The 16,651-nt window shown below is 52.7% G+C and carries 16 protein-coding genes; 12 read left to right on the forward strand and 4 right to left on the reverse strand.

Features of this window, described 5'->3' with window-relative positions; genetic code table 11:
- Position 1: 1 nt before the first annotated feature.
- On the forward strand, positions 2-319 hold the full coding sequence (metJ, locus tag HV352_RS22410; protein ID WP_003825168.1) for a met regulon transcriptional regulator MetJ: 318 nt from the start codon (positions 2-4) through the stop codon (positions 317-319).
- A gap of 53 nt (positions 320-372) precedes the next feature.
- On the opposite strand, the gene HV352_RS22415 is transcribed toward metJ, so the two are convergent.
- The 3 genes from HV352_RS22415 to rpmE form a co-directional block, all read right to left on the reverse strand.
- Positions 373-1,797, reverse strand: coding sequence for a glycoside-pentoside-hexuronide (GPH):cation symporter (locus HV352_RS22415; RefSeq protein ID WP_131347343.1), 1,425 nt, complete (start codon positions 1,795-1,797; stop codon positions 373-375).
- An 87-nt stretch (positions 1,798-1,884) separates the two neighbouring features.
- Positions 1,885-2,565: an oligogalacturonate-specific porin KdgM family protein gene (locus HV352_RS22420; protein WP_181635093.1), complete on the reverse strand. Its 681-nt coding sequence runs from the start codon at positions 2,563-2,565 to the stop codon at positions 1,885-1,887.
- Positions 2,566-2,904: 339 nt separating this feature from the next.
- Positions 2,905-3,117, reverse strand: coding sequence for a 50S ribosomal protein L31 (gene rpmE, locus HV352_RS22425; protein WP_008787040.1), 213 nt, complete (start codon positions 3,115-3,117; stop codon positions 2,905-2,907).
- A gap of 257 nt (positions 3,118-3,374) precedes the next feature.
- Between rpmE and priA the strand changes: the two genes are divergently transcribed.
- From priA to rraA, 7 genes are all read left to right on the forward strand, one after another.
- On the forward strand, positions 3,375-5,573 hold the full coding sequence (gene priA, locus HV352_RS22430) for a primosomal protein N' (RefSeq protein ID WP_016155264.1): 2,199 nt from the start codon (positions 3,375-3,377) through the stop codon (positions 5,571-5,573).
- A gap of 156 nt (positions 5,574-5,729) precedes the next feature.
- Complete coding sequence (gene cytR / locus HV352_RS22435; protein ID WP_016157916.1) at positions 5,730-6,755, forward strand: DNA-binding transcriptional regulator CytR; 1,026 nt, start codon at positions 5,730-5,732, stop codon at positions 6,753-6,755.
- 93 nt (positions 6,756-6,848) lie between these two features.
- Positions 6,849-7,823 carry a cell division protein FtsN gene (ftsN, locus tag HV352_RS22440; RefSeq protein WP_072034356.1) on the forward strand — a complete coding sequence of 325 codons (975 nt, stop codon included), beginning with the start codon at positions 6,849-6,851 and terminating at the stop codon, positions 7,821-7,823.
- Positions 7,824-7,914: 91 nt separating this feature from the next.
- Entirely contained in the window at positions 7,915-8,445 is a 531-nt protein-coding gene (hslV, locus tag HV352_RS22445; protein WP_003028805.1) for an ATP-dependent protease subunit HslV, read from the forward strand.
- 9 nt (positions 8,446-8,454) lie between these two features.
- Positions 8,455-9,786 carry an HslU--HslV peptidase ATPase subunit gene (hslU, locus tag HV352_RS22450; protein ID WP_003028803.1) on the forward strand — a complete coding sequence of 444 codons (1,332 nt, stop codon included), beginning with the start codon at positions 8,455-8,457 and terminating at the stop codon, positions 9,784-9,786.
- Between the two features lie 67 nt (positions 9,787-9,853).
- Positions 9,854-10,783 (forward strand): 1,4-dihydroxy-2-naphthoate polyprenyltransferase, encoded by a 930-nt coding sequence (gene menA / locus HV352_RS22455; protein ID WP_016157915.1) that lies wholly within the window; start codon positions 9,854-9,856, stop codon positions 10,781-10,783.
- A 92-nt stretch (positions 10,784-10,875) separates the two neighbouring features.
- Positions 10,876-11,361 (forward strand): ribonuclease E activity regulator RraA, encoded by a 486-nt coding sequence (gene rraA, locus HV352_RS22460; RefSeq protein WP_008787034.1) that lies wholly within the window; start codon positions 10,876-10,878, stop codon positions 11,359-11,361.
- A 221-nt stretch (positions 11,362-11,582) separates the two neighbouring features.
- On the opposite strand, the gene zapB is transcribed toward rraA, so the two are convergent.
- On the reverse strand, positions 11,583-11,828 hold the full coding sequence (zapB, locus tag HV352_RS22465; protein ID WP_019077914.1) for a septal ring assembly protein ZapB: 246 nt from the start codon (positions 11,826-11,828) through the stop codon (positions 11,583-11,585).
- Between the two features lie 428 nt (positions 11,829-12,256).
- On the opposite strand from zapB, the gene HV352_RS22470 reads away from it, so the two are divergent.
- From HV352_RS22470 to fpr, 4 genes are all read left to right on the forward strand, one after another.
- A complete protein-coding gene (locus tag HV352_RS22470) occupies positions 12,257-13,102 on the forward strand; it encodes an MIP/aquaporin family protein (protein WP_016155255.1) in 846 nt (281 codons plus the stop codon).
- Between the two features lie 22 nt (positions 13,103-13,124).
- Positions 13,125-14,633, forward strand: a complete 1,509-nt coding sequence (gene glpK / locus HV352_RS22475; protein ID WP_016155254.1) for a glycerol kinase GlpK — start codon at positions 13,125-13,127, stop codon at positions 14,631-14,633.
- A gap of 135 nt (positions 14,634-14,768) precedes the next feature.
- Complete coding sequence (gene glpX, locus HV352_RS22480) at positions 14,769-15,779, forward strand: class II fructose-bisphosphatase (protein WP_016155253.1); 1,011 nt, start codon at positions 14,769-14,771, stop codon at positions 15,777-15,779.
- A 95-nt stretch (positions 15,780-15,874) separates the two neighbouring features.
- Positions 15,875-16,621 carry a ferredoxin--NADP(+) reductase gene (gene fpr, locus HV352_RS22485; RefSeq protein ID WP_131380445.1) on the forward strand — a complete coding sequence of 249 codons (747 nt, stop codon included), beginning with the start codon at positions 15,875-15,877 and terminating at the stop codon, positions 16,619-16,621.
- Positions 16,622-16,651: the final 30 nt, after the last annotated feature.

Consider the following 16,651-nt stretch of genomic DNA (forward strand, 5'->3'; position numbering starts at 1 on the left):
CATGGCTGAATGGAGCGGCGAATATATCAGCCCATACGCTGAGCACGGTAAGAAGAGTGAGCAAGTCAAAAAAATTACGGTTTCCATTCCTCTGAAGGTGTTAAAAATCCTTACCGATGAACGCACGCGTCGTCAGGTTAACAACCTGCGTCACGCCACCAACAGCGAACTGCTGTGTGAAGCGTTTCTGCATGCTTTTACCGGGCAACCATTACCCAACGATGACGACCTGCGTAAAGAGCGCAGCGATGAAATCCCGGAAGAAGCAAAGGTAATCATGCGTGAACTGGGTATCAACCCGGAAACGTGGGAATACTGATTTTTCAAGACAGATGAGAAAAGGCGGGATTACTCCCGCCGCTTCTCACTACGTTACTTACTGATACCATTAAGCTTATTCAATGTTTCTTCCATTTTGAGCGTCTCTTTACGGTTCAATGGATAGAAATAAATCAGAATGACCGCTGCCAAGAACAGGCATAAAGCCGGTAACAGATTTGCCATCGTATAGATGTTTTCCTGCACAATGCTGGTTTGCACAGCGCCACCCGTTGACGAAGATTGATAACCAATGATGGCCAGCATAAAGCCGCCAATAGCCCCAGCGCACGCCTGGCCAACCTTGCGGGCGAAGAAGTTCACGCCATAAACGGTCCCATCCTCACGATCGCCAGTGACATACTGGTGATAATCACACACATCGGTCATAAACGCCCAAATCATCAGGTTGAATAACCCGGCTCCCAGCGTCGCCAGGAACAGGAAAACCAAATAAACCTTCGCGTCGGTAATGTGGGTGAAGTACATAATCACATACATGGCTACCGCAAAGAGCAGCGCGCCTACGCTGGCTTCTTTCTTACCAAAACGCTTCGTGAGCCAGGATGCTGAGGGTGCCAGCAAAACCAGAGAGCCAAAGGTGAAGAGCAATGCAACGGACATGGCCTCTTTGTTATGGAAATAGTCATTAAACAGGTAAGTCATGTTGGTACCAGACAACCCCTGATTAATCACAATCAGCAGATCCACAACCACTAAAACAATCAGCGCTTTATTGCGTATCAACCCCTTCAGCAGCACAGAAACCGGCATGCTCTCTTTTCTTTCCACCCGCACGCGTTCCGTCGTTAACTGACAGGTCAACGTTAAAAAGATAAACCCCAGCACAGAACAACCAATGGCAATCCAGAAGAAATGCTGCCCAGAGATCACCTGGCTTCCGTCCACCAGAGTGGTGTACATCAGGATCGGAATAAAAAAGCCGGTTGTCCCGCCACCGATGGCGGACCCTACGCTGCGCCAGGTTGACAGCGATACGCGATCTTCCGGATTCGAGCTAATCGCCGCAGACATGGCGCCATACGGAATACTCACTGTCGATAACAGCGAACCGTAAATAAAATAGGAACAGCAGATGTAGATAATTTTCGCCGTATAAGAAAAATCATGCACAAACGGCAGGAACAGAACGACCGCAATGATGCAAAACGGGTACTTCATGCGGCGCACCCAGGGGTTAAATCGCCCATGAGCCGTCAGTTTAGAGGTATCACATAAGCGCCCTACGCCAACGTCGACAAACGCATCAAAGAGTTTGGTCACAAAATAGAGTGAACCAACAATAACACCGGAAATACCGAGTACGTTGGTGTAATAAATCATTAAAAAACTATTTACCAGTCCAAGAATAAAACAGGTTCCGAGGTCACCACATAAATAACCGAATTTATCTCTTAATCCGAAAGGCCTGACGGCAATATTTTGATTGCTTCCGATCATTGTTCCATCATTAGACATGATGTTAACTCCTTAGACACATTATTCACGCAAACTATGCGTATACCGATGCTCAGCGTAATAAATCGATACGAAGTGTATTAACGGTCAGAAGTTATAACCGAGACCAACGCGATAGCGGGTCTGACGATCGTCTGTGGTTGTGGTGTTATACCCCGAGGAAACGTTACCCACCTCAACAAATGGAACCCATGAGCCTATTTTATACGCCACACGGAAGTTATATTCGTAATCGTCTTTTCGGTTGTTATATAAATCTTCGCTATCGGCAATTTTATAAATACCATTTAGCTCAAACATCCAGTCATTGATGTTATAACCGAGCCATGCTTCCGGACGATAGACCATGCGGTCATCCTTGCCGTCAGTGTTTCTACGCATGTACTCCTGACGATAGCGGAACGCGGTCCACCAATGGTCATTGATGTTATACTGCACGCGAATATAAGGCTTATAAATCGAGATGTTATCGCCCATTTCGATCGCAATACCCGGCTGCCAGACAAGGTCCTTCCAAGTGAACTGGTAGCTGGCCGTATACTCGTTGCCATTACTTTCCATATTATTCCACGCATCATTAGATTGCGTATTTTCGGAACGTGAAATGGCCTCGACTGCGACACCAAAACCAGTAGCAAAACGATGCGACATATAAACACGGTCGTAATTACGACCATCATCATAATATTCATGTCGATAATCAACATAACCCGCTTGCGCGGCCGCAGAGAATAATGAAATCAGTAATAACGCGGATTTAAATTTCATGACCATCCCTCTTCACACTAAATCTAGGAAATTGCCCATCTCGCTCCGTCCATAAATGAAGAAACGATGAAGGAATAAGAATAATTTTATATTTCCACGAAAGTGTATTTTAGAAAGAAGGAAGAAACCTTTGGTATTTTGCCAAAGATTGGCATAAGTGGCAAAAACAAGAAGATAAAAAGGACGCAGATCACCAGTTGAAACATTTTATCGTAAAAATAAAAACACCGTTTTATTTATTAAATAAAAGACATTATTCAATACATCAATACGAATTTCAGTCTGCAGGCGCAGATACAAAAAAAGCGCCATAAGGCGCTTTTTTCTGACAGCTGAAACTTACTTGCTGCCTGGGATGCTGAAACGCTTGTTGAAGCGATCAACACGGCCACCGGTAGCAACATCACGCTGCTTGCCAGTATAGAACGGGTGGCACTGACCGCACACGTCTAGGTTCAGATCGTGACCGACGGTAGAGCGGATTTTCATGACGTTACCGCAAGAGCAGTTTGCAGTAATTTCTTCGTATTTCGGGTGAATATCTTTTTTCATGGGAAAACCTCGGTTTAAGGCCGCGTCGCTCTTCCAGCCCTAACGCCAGACACCACGCGATGTTAATTATTCCCCGTCACCTTTCACGCTGCATCAACAGCCTGAAACTCTCGGGTAATGGTCATTGTTTGACGCAATCAATTTGCATCAAAGGCGGCGAATCATACAGAAATTAACCTGCTCATGCAAACTGATCCGCATTCTACCCTTCACTAATGTGTATACTAACCCGCCAGATTTCAAGTCAGGATGATTCAATGCCCGTTGCGCACGTTGCCTTACCCGTTCCGCTACCTCGCACCTTTGACTACCTTCTGCCAGAAGGCATGAGCGCCAAAGCTGGGTGTCGTGTACGCGTGCCCTTTGGCAAGCAACAGGAGCGCGTGGGCATCGTTCTATCCGTCAGCGAGCACAGCGAACTGCCGCTGAGCGAATTGAAAGCCGTTCTCGAAGTGCTGGACAGCGAGCCGGTTTATTCGACCTCCGTCTGGCGTCTACTGTTGTGGGCGGCTGACTATTATCACCATCCTATCGGCGACGTACTGTTTCACGCCCTGCCGATTCTGCTGCGCCAGGGACGCCCGGCGACAAACGCGCCTATATGGTACTGGTTTGCCACTGAAGAAGGTCAGGTTATTGATCTCAACAGCCTCAAGCGCTCTCCCAAGCAACAGCAGGCGCTGGCTGCGCTACGCCAGGGAAAAATCTGGCGCGACCAGGTGGCTGAGCTCGAATTTAATGACGCCGCATTACAGGCGCTGCGGAAAAAAGGGCTGTGCGATCTGGCGAGCGAAACGCCTGGTTTTAGCGACTGGCGTACCCACTACGCGGTTTCCGGTGAGCGTCTTCGACTGAACACCGAGCAAGCCACCGCCGTCGGAGCAATTCACAGCGCCGCGGACAGTTTTAGCGCCTGGCTATTAGCGGGCGTGACGGGCTCAGGCAAAACAGAGGTCTATCTAAGCGTACTGGAAAATGTCCTGGCCCAGGGCAAACAGGCGCTGGTGATGGTGCCGGAGATTGGCCTGACGCCGCAAACTATTGCCCGTTTTCGCGAACGCTTCAATGCGCCAGTCGAAGTCCTGCACTCCGGTTTGAACGACAGCGAACGTCTTTCGGCCTGGTTGAAAGCAAAAAATGGCGAAGCGGCGATTGTTATCGGCACGCGCTCGTCGCTGTTTACACCGTTTAAAAATCTCGGCGTGATTGTCATCGACGAAGAGCATGACAGCTCTTATAAACAGCAGGAAGGCTGGCGCTATCATGCGCGCGATCTCGCGGTTTATCGCGCCCACAGCGAGCAGATCCCGATTATTCTCGGCTCAGCCACTCCGGCTCTGGAAACGCTGTGCAACGTGCGACAGAAAAAATATCGCATGCTACGCCTGACGCGACGTGCCGGAAATGCGCGCCCCGCCACTCAGCACGTGCTGGATCTCAAAGGTCAGCAGGTGCAGGCCGGACTCGCCCCTGCGCTTATCACCCGTATGCGTCAGCACCTGCAGGCGGATAACCAGGTGATTCTGTTTTTGAACCGCCGGGGCTTTGCTCCTGCGCTGCTGTGCCATGACTGCGGCTGGATTGCCGAATGTCCGCGCTGCGATCACTACTACACGCTGCATCAGGCACAGCACCATTTACGCTGCCACCACTGCGACAGCCAGCGCCCAATACCACGTCAGTGCCCTTCCTGCGGCTCAACGCATATGGTTCCGGTTGGACTCGGCACCGAACAGCTTGAGCAGGCTCTGGCCCCTTTTTTCCCCGGCGTGCCAATCTCACGCATCGATCGCGACACCACCAGCCGTAAAGGGTCGCTGGAGCAGCATCTGGCGGAAGTACATCGCGGCGGCGCACGAATTCTGATCGGCACGCAAATGCTGGCCAAAGGCCACCACTTCCCGGACGTCACCCTGGTGGCGCTTCTGGACGTTGACGGCGCGCTGTTCTCTGCAGATTTCCGGTCAGCAGAACGCTTCGCCCAGCTTTACACGCAGGTCTCCGGGCGAGCAGGACGCGCCGGGAAACAGGGCGAAGTGGTGCTACAAACGCACCATCCTGAGCATCCGCTGCTGCAAACTTTGCTGTACAAAGGTTATGACGCGTTTGCCGAGCAGGCGCTGGCCGAGCGACAAACGCTCCAGCTTCCACCGTGGACCAGCCATGTGATCGTGCGGGCAGAAGATCATAACAACCAGCATGCGCCAATGTTCTTACAACAGTTGCGAAATCTGATCCAGGCCAGTCCGCTTGCCGATGACAAACTGTGGGTGCTCGGCCCGGTTCCCGCCCTGGCCCCCAAGCGCGGCGGTCGCTATCGCTGGCAAATTTTGTTGCAACATCCGTCGCGAATTCGCCTGCAGCATATCGTCAGCGGCACGCTGGCGCTGATCAATACGTTACCCGATGCACGTAAGGTTAAATGGGTGCTGGATGTCGATCCCATCGAGGGATAATCCCTCACGATGCGAGGCGGATCGTAAAATTAAAGATCCATCACACTTTTTATGAAAATTCTGTAACCGCTTCCATTAACTATCTGATAAAAATGTTTCAGATGAAGGCTATTCAAGGACGAGTCTGTGCCAGCAGCTCTCTGGCGAGGAGAAAGAGTGAAACCGAATAAGCAGGTTGCCGCCGCTACGATGAAAGATGTTGCTCTGAAGGCGAAAGTCTCAACGGCAACCGTATCCCGCGCATTAATGAACCCGGACAAAGTCTCGCAGTCAACCCGTAACAAGGTTGAACAGGCAGCGCTGGAAGTGGGATATTTACCCCAATCAATGGGACGCAACGTTAAGCGTAATGAATCACGTACCATTCTGGTGATTGTGCCGGATATCTGCGATCCGTTTTTTAGCGAAGTGATTCGCGGCATAGAAGTGACCGCCGCTGAGCAGGGATATCTGGTGCTTATCGGCGACTGCGCCCACCAGAATCAGCAGGAAAAGACCTTCCTCAACCTCATTATCACCAAGCAGATCGATGGCATGGTGCTGCTCAGCTCGCGCCTGCCGTTTGATGCCAGCGTGGAAGAGCAGCGCAACTTGCCGCCGATGGTCATGTCCAACGAGTTCGCGCCAGAGCTGGAACTCCCCACCGTGCACATTGATAATCTCACCGCCGCCTTCAACGCGATGAACTATCTGCTGGAACTGGGGCATAAACGCATTGGCTGTATCGCCGGACCAGAGGATATGCCGCTGTGCCATTACCGTCTGCAAGGTTACGTTCAGGCATTGCGCCGCAGTGGAATTACGGTCGATCCGCATTTCATCGCGCGTGGTGACTTTACCTATGAAGCGGGAGCCAATGCGCTTAAGCAACTCCTTGAGCTTCCACAGCCACCTACTGCGGTCTTTTGCCACAGCGATGTCATGGCGCTGGGGGCACTCTCTTACGCCAAACGTCAGGGTCTGAAGGTACCTGACGATTTATCCATCATTGGCTTTGATAATATTTCGCTCACGGAATTTTGTGATCCACCCCTGACAACCGTCGCACAGCCGCGTTTCGATATCGGACGTGAAGCTATGCTGTTACTGCTCGATCAACTACAAGGTCAGAACGTCAGCAGTGGCTCACGTTTACTGGACTGCGAGCTTATTATTCGGGGCACTACCCGGGCACTGACGTAAAGTAAAGTGCTTTCGGACTCCCCTGTCTGGTCAAAGGCCCGCCGCTTAAGTAACATGGCGGGCTGACGAACGAATAAATACAGCGAAACGATAGTGGCACAACGAGATTATGTACGTCGCGGCCAACCGGCACCTTCGCGGCGCAAGAAGAGCACATCACGGAAAAAACAACGCAATACGCCTGCGGTATCGCCCGCTATGGTTGCTATTGCTGCAGCCGTACTCGTGACCTTTATCGGTGGTCTGTACTTCATTACGCATCACAAGAAAGAAGAGTCCGAAACGCTGCAAAACCAGAAAGTCACCGGTAATGGCATCCCGCCAAAACCGGAAGAGCGCTGGCGATACATCAAAGAGCTGGAAAGCCGTCAGCCTGGCGTACGTGCGCCTACCGAACCGTCTGCAGGCGGCGAGGTACTGAACGCCGATCAGCTTACCAATGAGCAGCGCCAGTTGTTGGCGCAAATGCAGGCCGATATGCGCCAACAGCCAACGCAGCTCAACGAAGTACCGTGGAACGAACAAACTGCTGAACAACGCCAGCAAACGCTGCAGCGTCAACGTCAGGTGCAACAGCAGCAGTGGAATAACACCCAACAGCAGGCTCAACAGCCGCGCCAACGGGTAACAGAACAGCCGTACCAGCAGCAGCAAACGCGTACTGCGCAAGCCGCACCGGTACAGCAGCCGAAGGCGCAGCCAAAACCGGCGGCCCAACAGCCGTATCAGGATCTACTGCAAACACCTGCGCATACCACCGCCGCTCAGCCGAAAACGCAGCCGGCCGCGCCGATAACAAATGAAACGCAGCCGCCAAAACAGACGGCGGAGAAAAAAGATGAACGCCGCTGGATGGTACAGTGCGGCTCATTTAAAGGCGCTGAGCAGGCAGAAACCGTGCGCGCGCAGTTGGCTTTTGAAGGCTTCAACTCACGTATTACCACCAATAACGGCTGGAATCGCGTGGTCATTGGTCCGGTCAAAGGCAAAGAGAATGCCGACAACACCATCAGCCGCCTGAAAGTTGCTGGTCACACAAACTGCATTCGACTCGCCACTGGGGGTTGAAACCCCCAAAATCCCCCCCATCTATACTTGCATTACGCCCCGCATACTGCGCGGGGCCTGTGTTTTGCATTTGTAACCAAGGGGTCTGCTCGTGACAACAATAGTAAGCGTACGCCGTAACGGCCATGTGGTAATCGCCGGTGATGGTCAGGCCACACTGGGTAACACCGTAATGAAAGGCAACGTGAAGAAAGTCCGCCGTCTGTACAACGACAAAGTCATCGCGGGCTTTGCGGGCGGTACTGCGGATGCATTCACGCTGTTTGAACTGTTTGAACGCAAGCTGGAAATGCACCAGGGTCACCTGGTGAAAGCTGCCGTTGAACTGGCAAAAGACTGGCGTACCGACCGTATGCTGCGCAAACTCGAAGCGCTGCTGGCCGTTGCGGATGAAACTGCATCACTCATCATCACCGGTAACGGCGACGTCATCCAGCCAGAAAACGATCTGATTGCCATCGGCTCCGGCGGTCCCTACGCCCAGGCTGCTGCACGCGCTCTGCTGGAAAACACCGAGCTTGGCGCACGCGAGATTGCTGAGAAAGCGTTGGATATTGCAGGGGATATCTGCATTTATACCAACCACTTCCATACCATCGAAGAATTGAACTCCAAAGCGTAAGGATCCCCCATGTCTGAAATGACCCCACGCGAAATTGTCAGCGAACTGAACAAACACATCATCGGCCAGGATAACGCTAAGCGTTCCGTGGCGATTGCCCTGCGTAACCGCTGGCGCCGCATGCAGCTCAACGAAGAGCTGCGCCATGAAGTTACGCCGAAAAACATTCTGATGATTGGCCCAACCGGCGTCGGTAAAACCGAAATCGCCCGTCGTCTGGCAAAACTGGCCAACGCGCCGTTCATCAAAGTTGAAGCAACAAAATTCACCGAAGTCGGCTATGTTGGTAAAGAAGTTGACTCTATCATCCGCGATCTGACCGATGCTGCCATCAAAATGGTCCGCGTTCAGGCCATCGAGAAAAACCGCTTCCGTGCCGAAGAGATGGCGGAAGAGCGCATTCTCGACGTGCTGATCCCACCGGCTAAAAATAACTGGGGACAGTCAGAGCAGCCGCAGGAACCTTCTGCAGCGCGTCAGGCGTTCCGTAAAAAACTGCGTGAAGGCCAGCTGGATGATAAAGAGATCGAAATCGATCTCGCGGCCGCACCGATGGGCGTTGAAATCATGGCGCCTCCGGGAATGGAAGAGATGACCAGCCAGCTACAGTCCATGTTCCAGAACCTGGGCGGTCAGAAGCAAAAACCGCGTAAGCTGAAAATCAAAGACGCGATGAAGCTGCTGATTGAAGAAGAAGCGGCCAAACTGGTGAATCCGGAAGAGCTGAAACAGGAAGCTATCGACGCCGTTGAGCAACACGGAATCGTGTTTATCGACGAAATCGACAAAATCTGTAAGCGCGGCGAATCCTCCGGCCCGGACGTGTCCCGTGAAGGCGTACAGCGCGACCTGCTGCCGCTGGTTGAAGGCTGCACGGTCTCCACTAAACACGGTATGGTGAAAACAGACCACATTCTGTTTATCGCCTCTGGCGCATTCCAGGTAGCGAAACCGTCTGACCTGATCCCGGAACTGCAGGGTCGTCTGCCGATTCGTGTCGAGCTGCAGGCGCTGACCACCAGCGATTTTGAGCGTATCCTTACCGAACCGAATGCCTCCATCACCGTCCAGTACAAAGCGCTGATGGCGACCGAAGGTGTGGACATCAACTTCACCGAATCGGGCATTAAACGCATTGCCGAAGCGGCCTGGCAGGTCAATGAAACCACCGAAAACATCGGTGCACGTCGTCTGCATACCGTTCTCGAGCGTCTGATGGAAGATATTTCCTATGATGCGAGCGATTTAAACGGCCAAAGCATCACAATTGATGCCGAATATGTGAGCAAACATCTGGATGCGCTGGTCGCAGATGAAGATCTGAGCCGTTTTATCCTATAATCGCGTTCAATGCATTTTCATCACTGTTGATGGGGCTGATAAAGCCCCATTTTTATTGGCGCTAAATATGACTGAACAACAAAAAATTAGCCGCTCACAAGCCTGGCTGGAAAGTTTACGACCTAAGACCTTACCGCTCGCCTTCGCGGCGATCATCGTCGGTACGGCATTAGCATGGTGGCAAGGATACTTCGATCCGCTGGTTGCTCTGTTGGCATTGATTACGGCAGGACTGCTGCAAATTCTGTCCAACCTCGCTAACGACTATGGCGATGCCGTCAAAGGCAGCGACAAGCCCGACCGCATTGGACCACTGCGCGGTATGCAAAAAGGGGTTATCACCCAACAGCAGATGAAGCGTGCGCTGATCGTTACCGTGGTGTTGATCTGTCTGTCGGGTCTGGCCCTGGTTGCTGTGGCCTGCCACACGCTGGCGGATTTTGTCGGTTTCCTGGTACTTGGGGGCCTGTCGATTATCGCGGCGATCACCTACACTGTGGGTAATCGCCCTTACGGATATATCGGTCTGGGCGATATTTCCGTGCTGGTATTCTTTGGCTGGCTTAGCGTGATGGGAAGCTGGTATCTGCAGGCGCATACGCTGATTCCGGCGCTGATTCTGCCTGCCACCGCCTGTGGCCTGCTGGCAACTGCCGTGCTCAACGTCAACAACCTGCGCGATATCAACAGCGACAGAGAGAACGGCAAGAACACGCTGGTAGTACGTTTAGGTGCCGTCAATGCCCGCCGCTACCATGCCTGCCTGCTGATGGGTACGCTGGTCTGCCTGGCGCTGTTTAACCTGTTTTCGCTACAAAGTCTGTGGGGATGGCTGTTTATCCTTGCCGCTCCGCTGCTTTTCAAACAGGCGCGTTACGTGATGCGCGAAATGGATCCTGCGGCAATGCGTCCGATGCTGGAACGCACCGTAAAAGCGGCGCTATTAACTAACTTGCTGTTTGTCGTTGGAATTTTCTTAAGTCAGTGGTCTCTTTAACTGACAAATATCAATTAACAATTGATGATTTTGCCAACAGTACACATAGCGCGATATACTGAAAATTCTCGCAGCAACTGAACGTTAAGCCTATGAAATACGATACATCCGAGCTTTGTGACATCTATCAGGAAGATGTCAACGTCGTGGAACCGCTGTTCTCTAACTTTGGAGGACGGTCGTCGTTTGGCGGACAAATCATCACGGTAAAATGTTTCGAGGACAACGGGTTGCTGTACGATCTGCTCGAACAAAATGGCCGTGGTCGCATTCTGCTGGTCGATGGCGGCGGTTCTGTCCGTCGTGCGCTGGTCGATGCCGAACTGGCACGACTGGCCGTACAGAATGAATGGGAAGGTCTGGTCATCTACGGCTCAGTCCGCCAGGTAGACGATCTGGAAGAACTGGATATCGGCATTCAGGCGATTGCCGCAATTCCGGTAGGTGCTTCAGGAGAGGGGATTGGGGAAAGCGATGTGCGCGTCAACTTTGGCGGCGTGACATTCTTCTCCGGCGACCACCTGTACGCCGACAACACCGGGATAATCCTCTCCGAAGACCCGCTCGATATCGAGTAAGTGAAAAAGGCACCGCAAGGTGCCTTTTTTATGCGTTGTCACTGATTGCCGGTTGGCGGCTTACGCCTTATCCGGCCTACAGGCACTCGCATTCTACATCCTCTATAGATTTCGCGTCAGGGCAAGGCGGCAAGTAAGTGAATCCCCAGGAGCATAGGCCACTATGTGACTGGGGTGAATGTACGCAGCCAACGCCGCCATAACGTGAAATATGACGAGGATTAGACTTCTTCCATACGCCCCAACAGGGCATGCAGACGATCCTGCCAGCCGTTCTGCTGTTCTTTCAGGTTGTTGTTCTCACGCTCCAGCTCTTCACGCTGCTGCTGTGCAGACTGAACTTCCTGCGACAGTGAGTTGTTCTTTTCTTTCAGCTCTTCGATTTCCATCTGCAACAGCGTGATGGTATCAATCGCCTGCTGTACTTTTGCTTCCAGTTTCTCAAACACTTCTAATGACATCGTCATACCTCTCCTGAATTGCAAGGCGTTGATGGATAAAAATCCTCGTCCCGATAACCGGCGACGCCTTAATAAAAACGAGCGCACTCTACTTAACACCGATTGTATGAAGCCGCGTCATCCCTGTCCAGCGGCATCCCGCGCAGATTGCGGTTTGCAACACTTTTCGTCTTTCTCCTGGTGACATTACTATCATAACTCTTAAATGTTAACGAATTGATCATTGAAATGATTCAGCTCACACTATTTTTGTATAACAAATACCGCGAAATGGCGCGATAACGCTCATTTTGTTGATGGAGTACACACATTTCAATTTCGATATTTCTCGTTTTTGAGCGTTAACGATAAATTAACAGTGTGCCTACCGGCTCCGGGGATGTCAGTGACCTTCTCGCATACAATAAACATTAAACTCTCTTCAGGATCCGATTATGAGTCAAACATCAACCTTAAAAGGCCAGTGCATTGCTGAATTCCTCGGTACCGGGTTGTTGATTTTCTTCGGTGTGGGATGTGTCGCTGCACTCAAAGTTGCTGGGGCTACTTTTGGTCAGTGGGAAATCAGTATCATCTGGGGTCTGGGGGTAGCGATGGCTATCTATCTGACTGCAGGCGTTTCTGGTGCACACCTGAATCCAGCGGTAACCATCGCACTCTGGCTGTTCGCCTGTTTTGATAAACGCAAAGTTGCACCTTTTATTATTTCGCAAATTGCCGGCGCCTTTTGCGCAGCGGCACTGGTTTACGGGCTTTATTACAATCTTTTCATCGATTTCGAACAAACTAACCATATCGTGCGCGGCAGTACCGAGAGCCTGGGTCTGGCAGGTACTTTCTCGACCTATCCGAACCCGCATATCAATTTTGTGCAGGCCTTCGCGGTTGAAATGGTCATTACCGCTATTCTAATGGGGCTGATTCTGGCTCTGACCGACGATGGTAACGGTGTACCTCGTGGTCCGCTGGCACCACTGCTGATCGGCTTGTTGATCGCCGTTATTGGTGCTTCCATGGGTCCGCTAACAGGTTTTGCGATGAACCCGGCACGTGACTTCGGACCGAAACTCTTCGCCTGGATGGCCGGATGGGGTGAGATTGCCTTCACGGGTGGTCGTGATATCCCTTACTTCCTGGTCCCGGTGTTTGGCCCGATTACCGGCGCGATTTTAGGCGCATGGGCATATCGCAAACTGATTGGTCGCCATTTACCGTGCGATGTCTGCGCGATTGAAGAGAAAGACGTTGCGACCAACACTCAACAAAAAGCTTCGCAGTAATGTGACTACGGGACAAATAATCATGACTGAAAAAAAATATATCGTTGCGCTCGACCAGGGCACCACCAGCTCCCGCGCGGTCGTAATGGACCACGATGCGAATATCGTTAGCGTTTCACAGCGCGAATTCGAGCAAATCTACCCGAAAGCAGGTTGGGTAGAACATGACCCAATGGAAATTTGGGCGACCCAAAGCTCCACGCTGGTAGAAGTTCTGGCGAAAGCCGATATCAGTTCCGATGAAATTGCAGCGATCGGTATTACCAACCAGCGTGAAACCACCATCGTCTGGGAGCGTGAGACCGGTAAACCTATCTATAACGCAATTGTGTGGCAGTGTCGTCGTACCGCGGATATCTGCGAAAAGCTCAAGCGCGACGGTATGGAAGAGTACATCCGTAATAACACGGGTCTGGTAATTGACCCGTACTTTTCCGGCACTAAAGTGAAGTGGATCCTCGACCACGTGGAAGGCTCACGTGAGCGCGCTCGTCGCGGCGAACTGCTGTTCGGTACGGTAGACACCTGGCTTATCTGGAAAATGACGCAGGGACGCGTACACGTAACGGATTACACCAACGCCTCTCGTACCATGCTGTTCAACATCCACTCCCTGGACTGGGATGACACGATGCTGGATGCGCTGGATATTCCGCGTGCAATGCTGCCAGAAGTGCGTCGTTCTTCTGAAGTGTACGGCCAGACCAACATCGGTGGTAAAGGCGGCATTCGTATTCCTATCTCCGGTATTGCCGGTGACCAGCAGGCCGCTCTGTTTGGCCAGCTGTGCGTGAAGGAAGGGATGGCGAAAAACACTTACGGTACCGGCTGCTTCATGCTGATGAACACTGGCGAGAAAGCCGTTAAGTCCGAAAATGGACTACTGACCACCATCGCCTGCGGGCCGACCGGGGAAGTGAACTACGCGCTGGAAGGTGCGGTATTTATGGCTGGCGCATCCATCCAGTGGCTGCGCGATGAAATGAAACTCATCAGCGATGCATTCGACTCTGAATATTTCGCCACCAAAGTGAAAGATACCAACGGCGTGTACGTCGTTCCGGCATTCACAGGCCTTGGCGCACCGTACTGGGACCCGTATGCACGCGGAGCCATCTTCGGCCTGACCCGTGGCGTAAACTCCAACCACATCATCCGCGCAACGCTTGAGTCTATCGCTTACCAGACCCGTGACGTACTGGAAGCGATGCAGGCTGACTCCGGTATTCGCCTGCACGCCCTGCGCGTCGATGGCGGTGCGGTCGCCAACAACTTCCTGATGCAGTTCCAGTCCGATATTCTCGGCACGCGCGTTGAGCGCCCTGAAGTCCGCGAAGTCACCGCATTGGGTGCGGCTTACCTTGCCGGTCTGGCAGTAGGTTTCTGGCAGAATCTGGATGAACTGCAGGAGAAAGCGGTCATCGAGCGTGAATTCCGCCCTGGCATCGAAACCACCGAGCGTAATTTCCGTTACAGCGGCTGGAAAAAAGCGGTCAAACGCGCCATGGCGTGGGAAGATCACGACGAGTAATTCGTCATTGCCGGATGGAGACGTTACCTTGTCCGGCAATATCTTCGTGCGGGGGCAACCCCGCACACACATCAATAATCTAGTCCCCTCCCCTGTGCTACACTTCGCGCCATTCCTTTCAGCTACGAGTTTGCAATGAGACGAGAACTTGCCATTGAATTTTCACGCGTGACCGAAGCGGCCGCGCTGGCTGGCTATAAATGGCTGGGCCGCGGCGATAAAAATACCGCTGATGGCGCGGCGGTGAACGCCATGCGTATTATGCTCAACCAGGTCAACATCGACGGCACCATCGTGATTGGCGAGGGTGAGATTGATGAAGCGCCGATGCTGTTTATCGGCGAGAAAGTCGGAACCGGCCACGGTGATGCGGTCGACATCGCCGTCGATCCTATCGAAGGCACGCGTATGACGGCAATGGGCCAGGCGAATGCGCTGGCGGTGCTGGCTGTAGGCGATAAAGGCTGTTTCCTGAACGCGCCAGACATGTACATGGAAAAGCTGATTGTCGGCCCTGGCGCAAAAGGGTCCATCGACCTGAACCTGTCACTGGAAACCAACCTACGAAACATTGCAGCCGCGCTGAACAAACCACTGAGTGACCTGACCGTCACCATCCTGGCAAAACCACGCCATGACGAGGTTATTGCAGAGATGGCGAAACTGGGCGTGCGCGTCTTCGCCATTCCTGACGGCGACGTTGCGGCCTCGATTCTGACCTGTATGCCTGACAGCGAAGTTGACGTGCTGTACGGTATTGGCGGCGCACCGGAAGGAGTGGTTTCCGCGGCCGTCATCCGCGCGCTGGACGGCGACATGCAGGGCCGACTGTTGGCGCGCCATGACGTCAAAGGCGACAGCGAAGAGAACCGTCGTATTGGCGAACAGGAACTGGCCCGCTGCACCGCGATGGGCATTGAAGCGGGCAAAGCGCTGCGTCTGGATGAAATGGCGCGCAGCGACAACGTCATTTTCTCCGCTACCGGCATCACCAAAGGCGATCTGCTGGAAGGGATTAGCCGTAAAGGCAATATCGCAACCACCGAAACGCTGTTGATCCGCGGCAAATCACGCACGATCCGCCGCATTCAGTCGATTCACTACCTCGATCGCAAAGATCCCGATGTGCAGGCGCACATCCTGTAATTGATTTGATCAATAGAGCCTTCCAGCCCATCCGGGCTGGAAATCTTTCGTCCAACGAACGAAGATAAGGCAATCAAAGCAGACAGGAGAAAACCATGGCAGATTGGGTAACAGGCAAAGTCACAAAGGTGCAGAACTGGACCGATGCCCTGTTTAGTTTGACCGTGCGAGCTCCGGTTCTTCCTTTCACTGCAGGTCAGTTCACCAAGCTTGGCCTTGAGATCGACGGTGAGCGCGTCCAGCGCGCCTATTCCTACGTCAATGCGCCCGATAACCCCGACTTAGAATTTTATCTGGTGACGGTTCCCGACGGCAAACTCAGCCCTCGACTGGCGGCGCTAAAGCCTGGCGATGAAGTTCAGGTGGTGAGTGAGGCCGCTGGTTTCTTCGTGCTGGATGAAGTCCCTGATTGCGAAACGCTATGGATGCTGGCAACCGGCACGGCTATCGGCCCGTATTTGTCGATTCTGCAACTAGGCAAAGATCTGGGTCGCTTTAAAAATCTGGTGCTGGTCCACGCCGCACGCTATGCCGCCGATTTGAGCTACCTGCCATTGATGCAGGCGCTGGAAAAGCGCTACGAAGGTAAATTACGCATCCAGACGGTTGTTAGCCGTGAGACAGCCGTAGATTCGCTGACCGGGCGTGTACCGGCGCTGATTGAAAGCGGTGAACTGGAAAAGGCGGTAGGGCTGCCAATGGATAAAGAAACCAGCCATGTGATGTTGTGCGGAAATCCACAAATGGTACGCGACACGCAGCAACTGCTGAAAGAGACCCGGCAGATGACCAAACACCTGCGCCGTCGACCGGGCCATATGACTGCTGAGCACTACTGGTGAGGGTTGCCGGGAGGCGCTTGCGCTTCTCCG

Origin of the sequence: Citrobacter sp. RHBSTW-01044, from assembly GCF_013781945.1 — a bacterium.
Taxonomy (GTDB): Bacteria; Pseudomonadota; Gammaproteobacteria; order Enterobacterales; family Enterobacteriaceae; genus Citrobacter; species Citrobacter braakii.

Bases quoted from the DNA above. Each gene is read 5' to 3' on its own strand.
- metJ (WP_003825168.1), top strand. From the start codon at position 2: ATGGCTGAATGGAGCGGCGAATATATCAGCCCATACGCTGAGCACGGT.
- HV352_RS22415 (WP_131347343.1), bottom strand. From the start codon at position 1,797: ATGTCTAATGATGGAACAATGATCGGAAGCAATCAAAATATTGCCGTC.
- HV352_RS22420 (WP_181635093.1), bottom strand. From the start codon at position 2,565: ATGAAATTTAAATCCGCGTTATTACTGATTTCATTATTCTCTGCGGCC.
- rpmE (WP_008787040.1), bottom strand. From the start codon at position 3,117: ATGAAAAAAGATATTCACCCGAAATACGAAGAAATTACTGCAAACTGC.
- priA (WP_016155264.1), top strand. From the start codon at position 3,375: ATGCCCGTTGCGCACGTTGCCTTACCCGTTCCGCTACCTCGCACCTTT.
- hslU (WP_003028803.1), top strand. From the start codon at position 8,455: ATGTCTGAAATGACCCCACGCGAAATTGTCAGCGAACTGAACAAACAC.
- menA (WP_016157915.1), top strand. From the start codon at position 9,854: ATGACTGAACAACAAAAAATTAGCCGCTCACAAGCCTGGCTGGAAAGT.
- rraA (WP_008787034.1), top strand. From the start codon at position 10,876: ATGAAATACGATACATCCGAGCTTTGTGACATCTATCAGGAAGATGTC.
- zapB (WP_019077914.1), bottom strand. From the start codon at position 11,828: ATGACGATGTCATTAGAAGTGTTTGAGAAACTGGAAGCAAAAGTACAG.
- HV352_RS22470 (WP_016155255.1), top strand. From the start codon at position 12,257: ATGAGTCAAACATCAACCTTAAAAGGCCAGTGCATTGCTGAATTCCTC.
- glpK (WP_016155254.1), top strand. From the start codon at position 13,125: ATGACTGAAAAAAAATATATCGTTGCGCTCGACCAGGGCACCACCAGC.
- glpX (WP_016155253.1), top strand. From the start codon at position 14,769: ATGAGACGAGAACTTGCCATTGAATTTTCACGCGTGACCGAAGCGGCC.
- fpr (WP_131380445.1), top strand. From the start codon at position 15,875: ATGGCAGATTGGGTAACAGGCAAAGTCACAAAGGTGCAGAACTGGACC.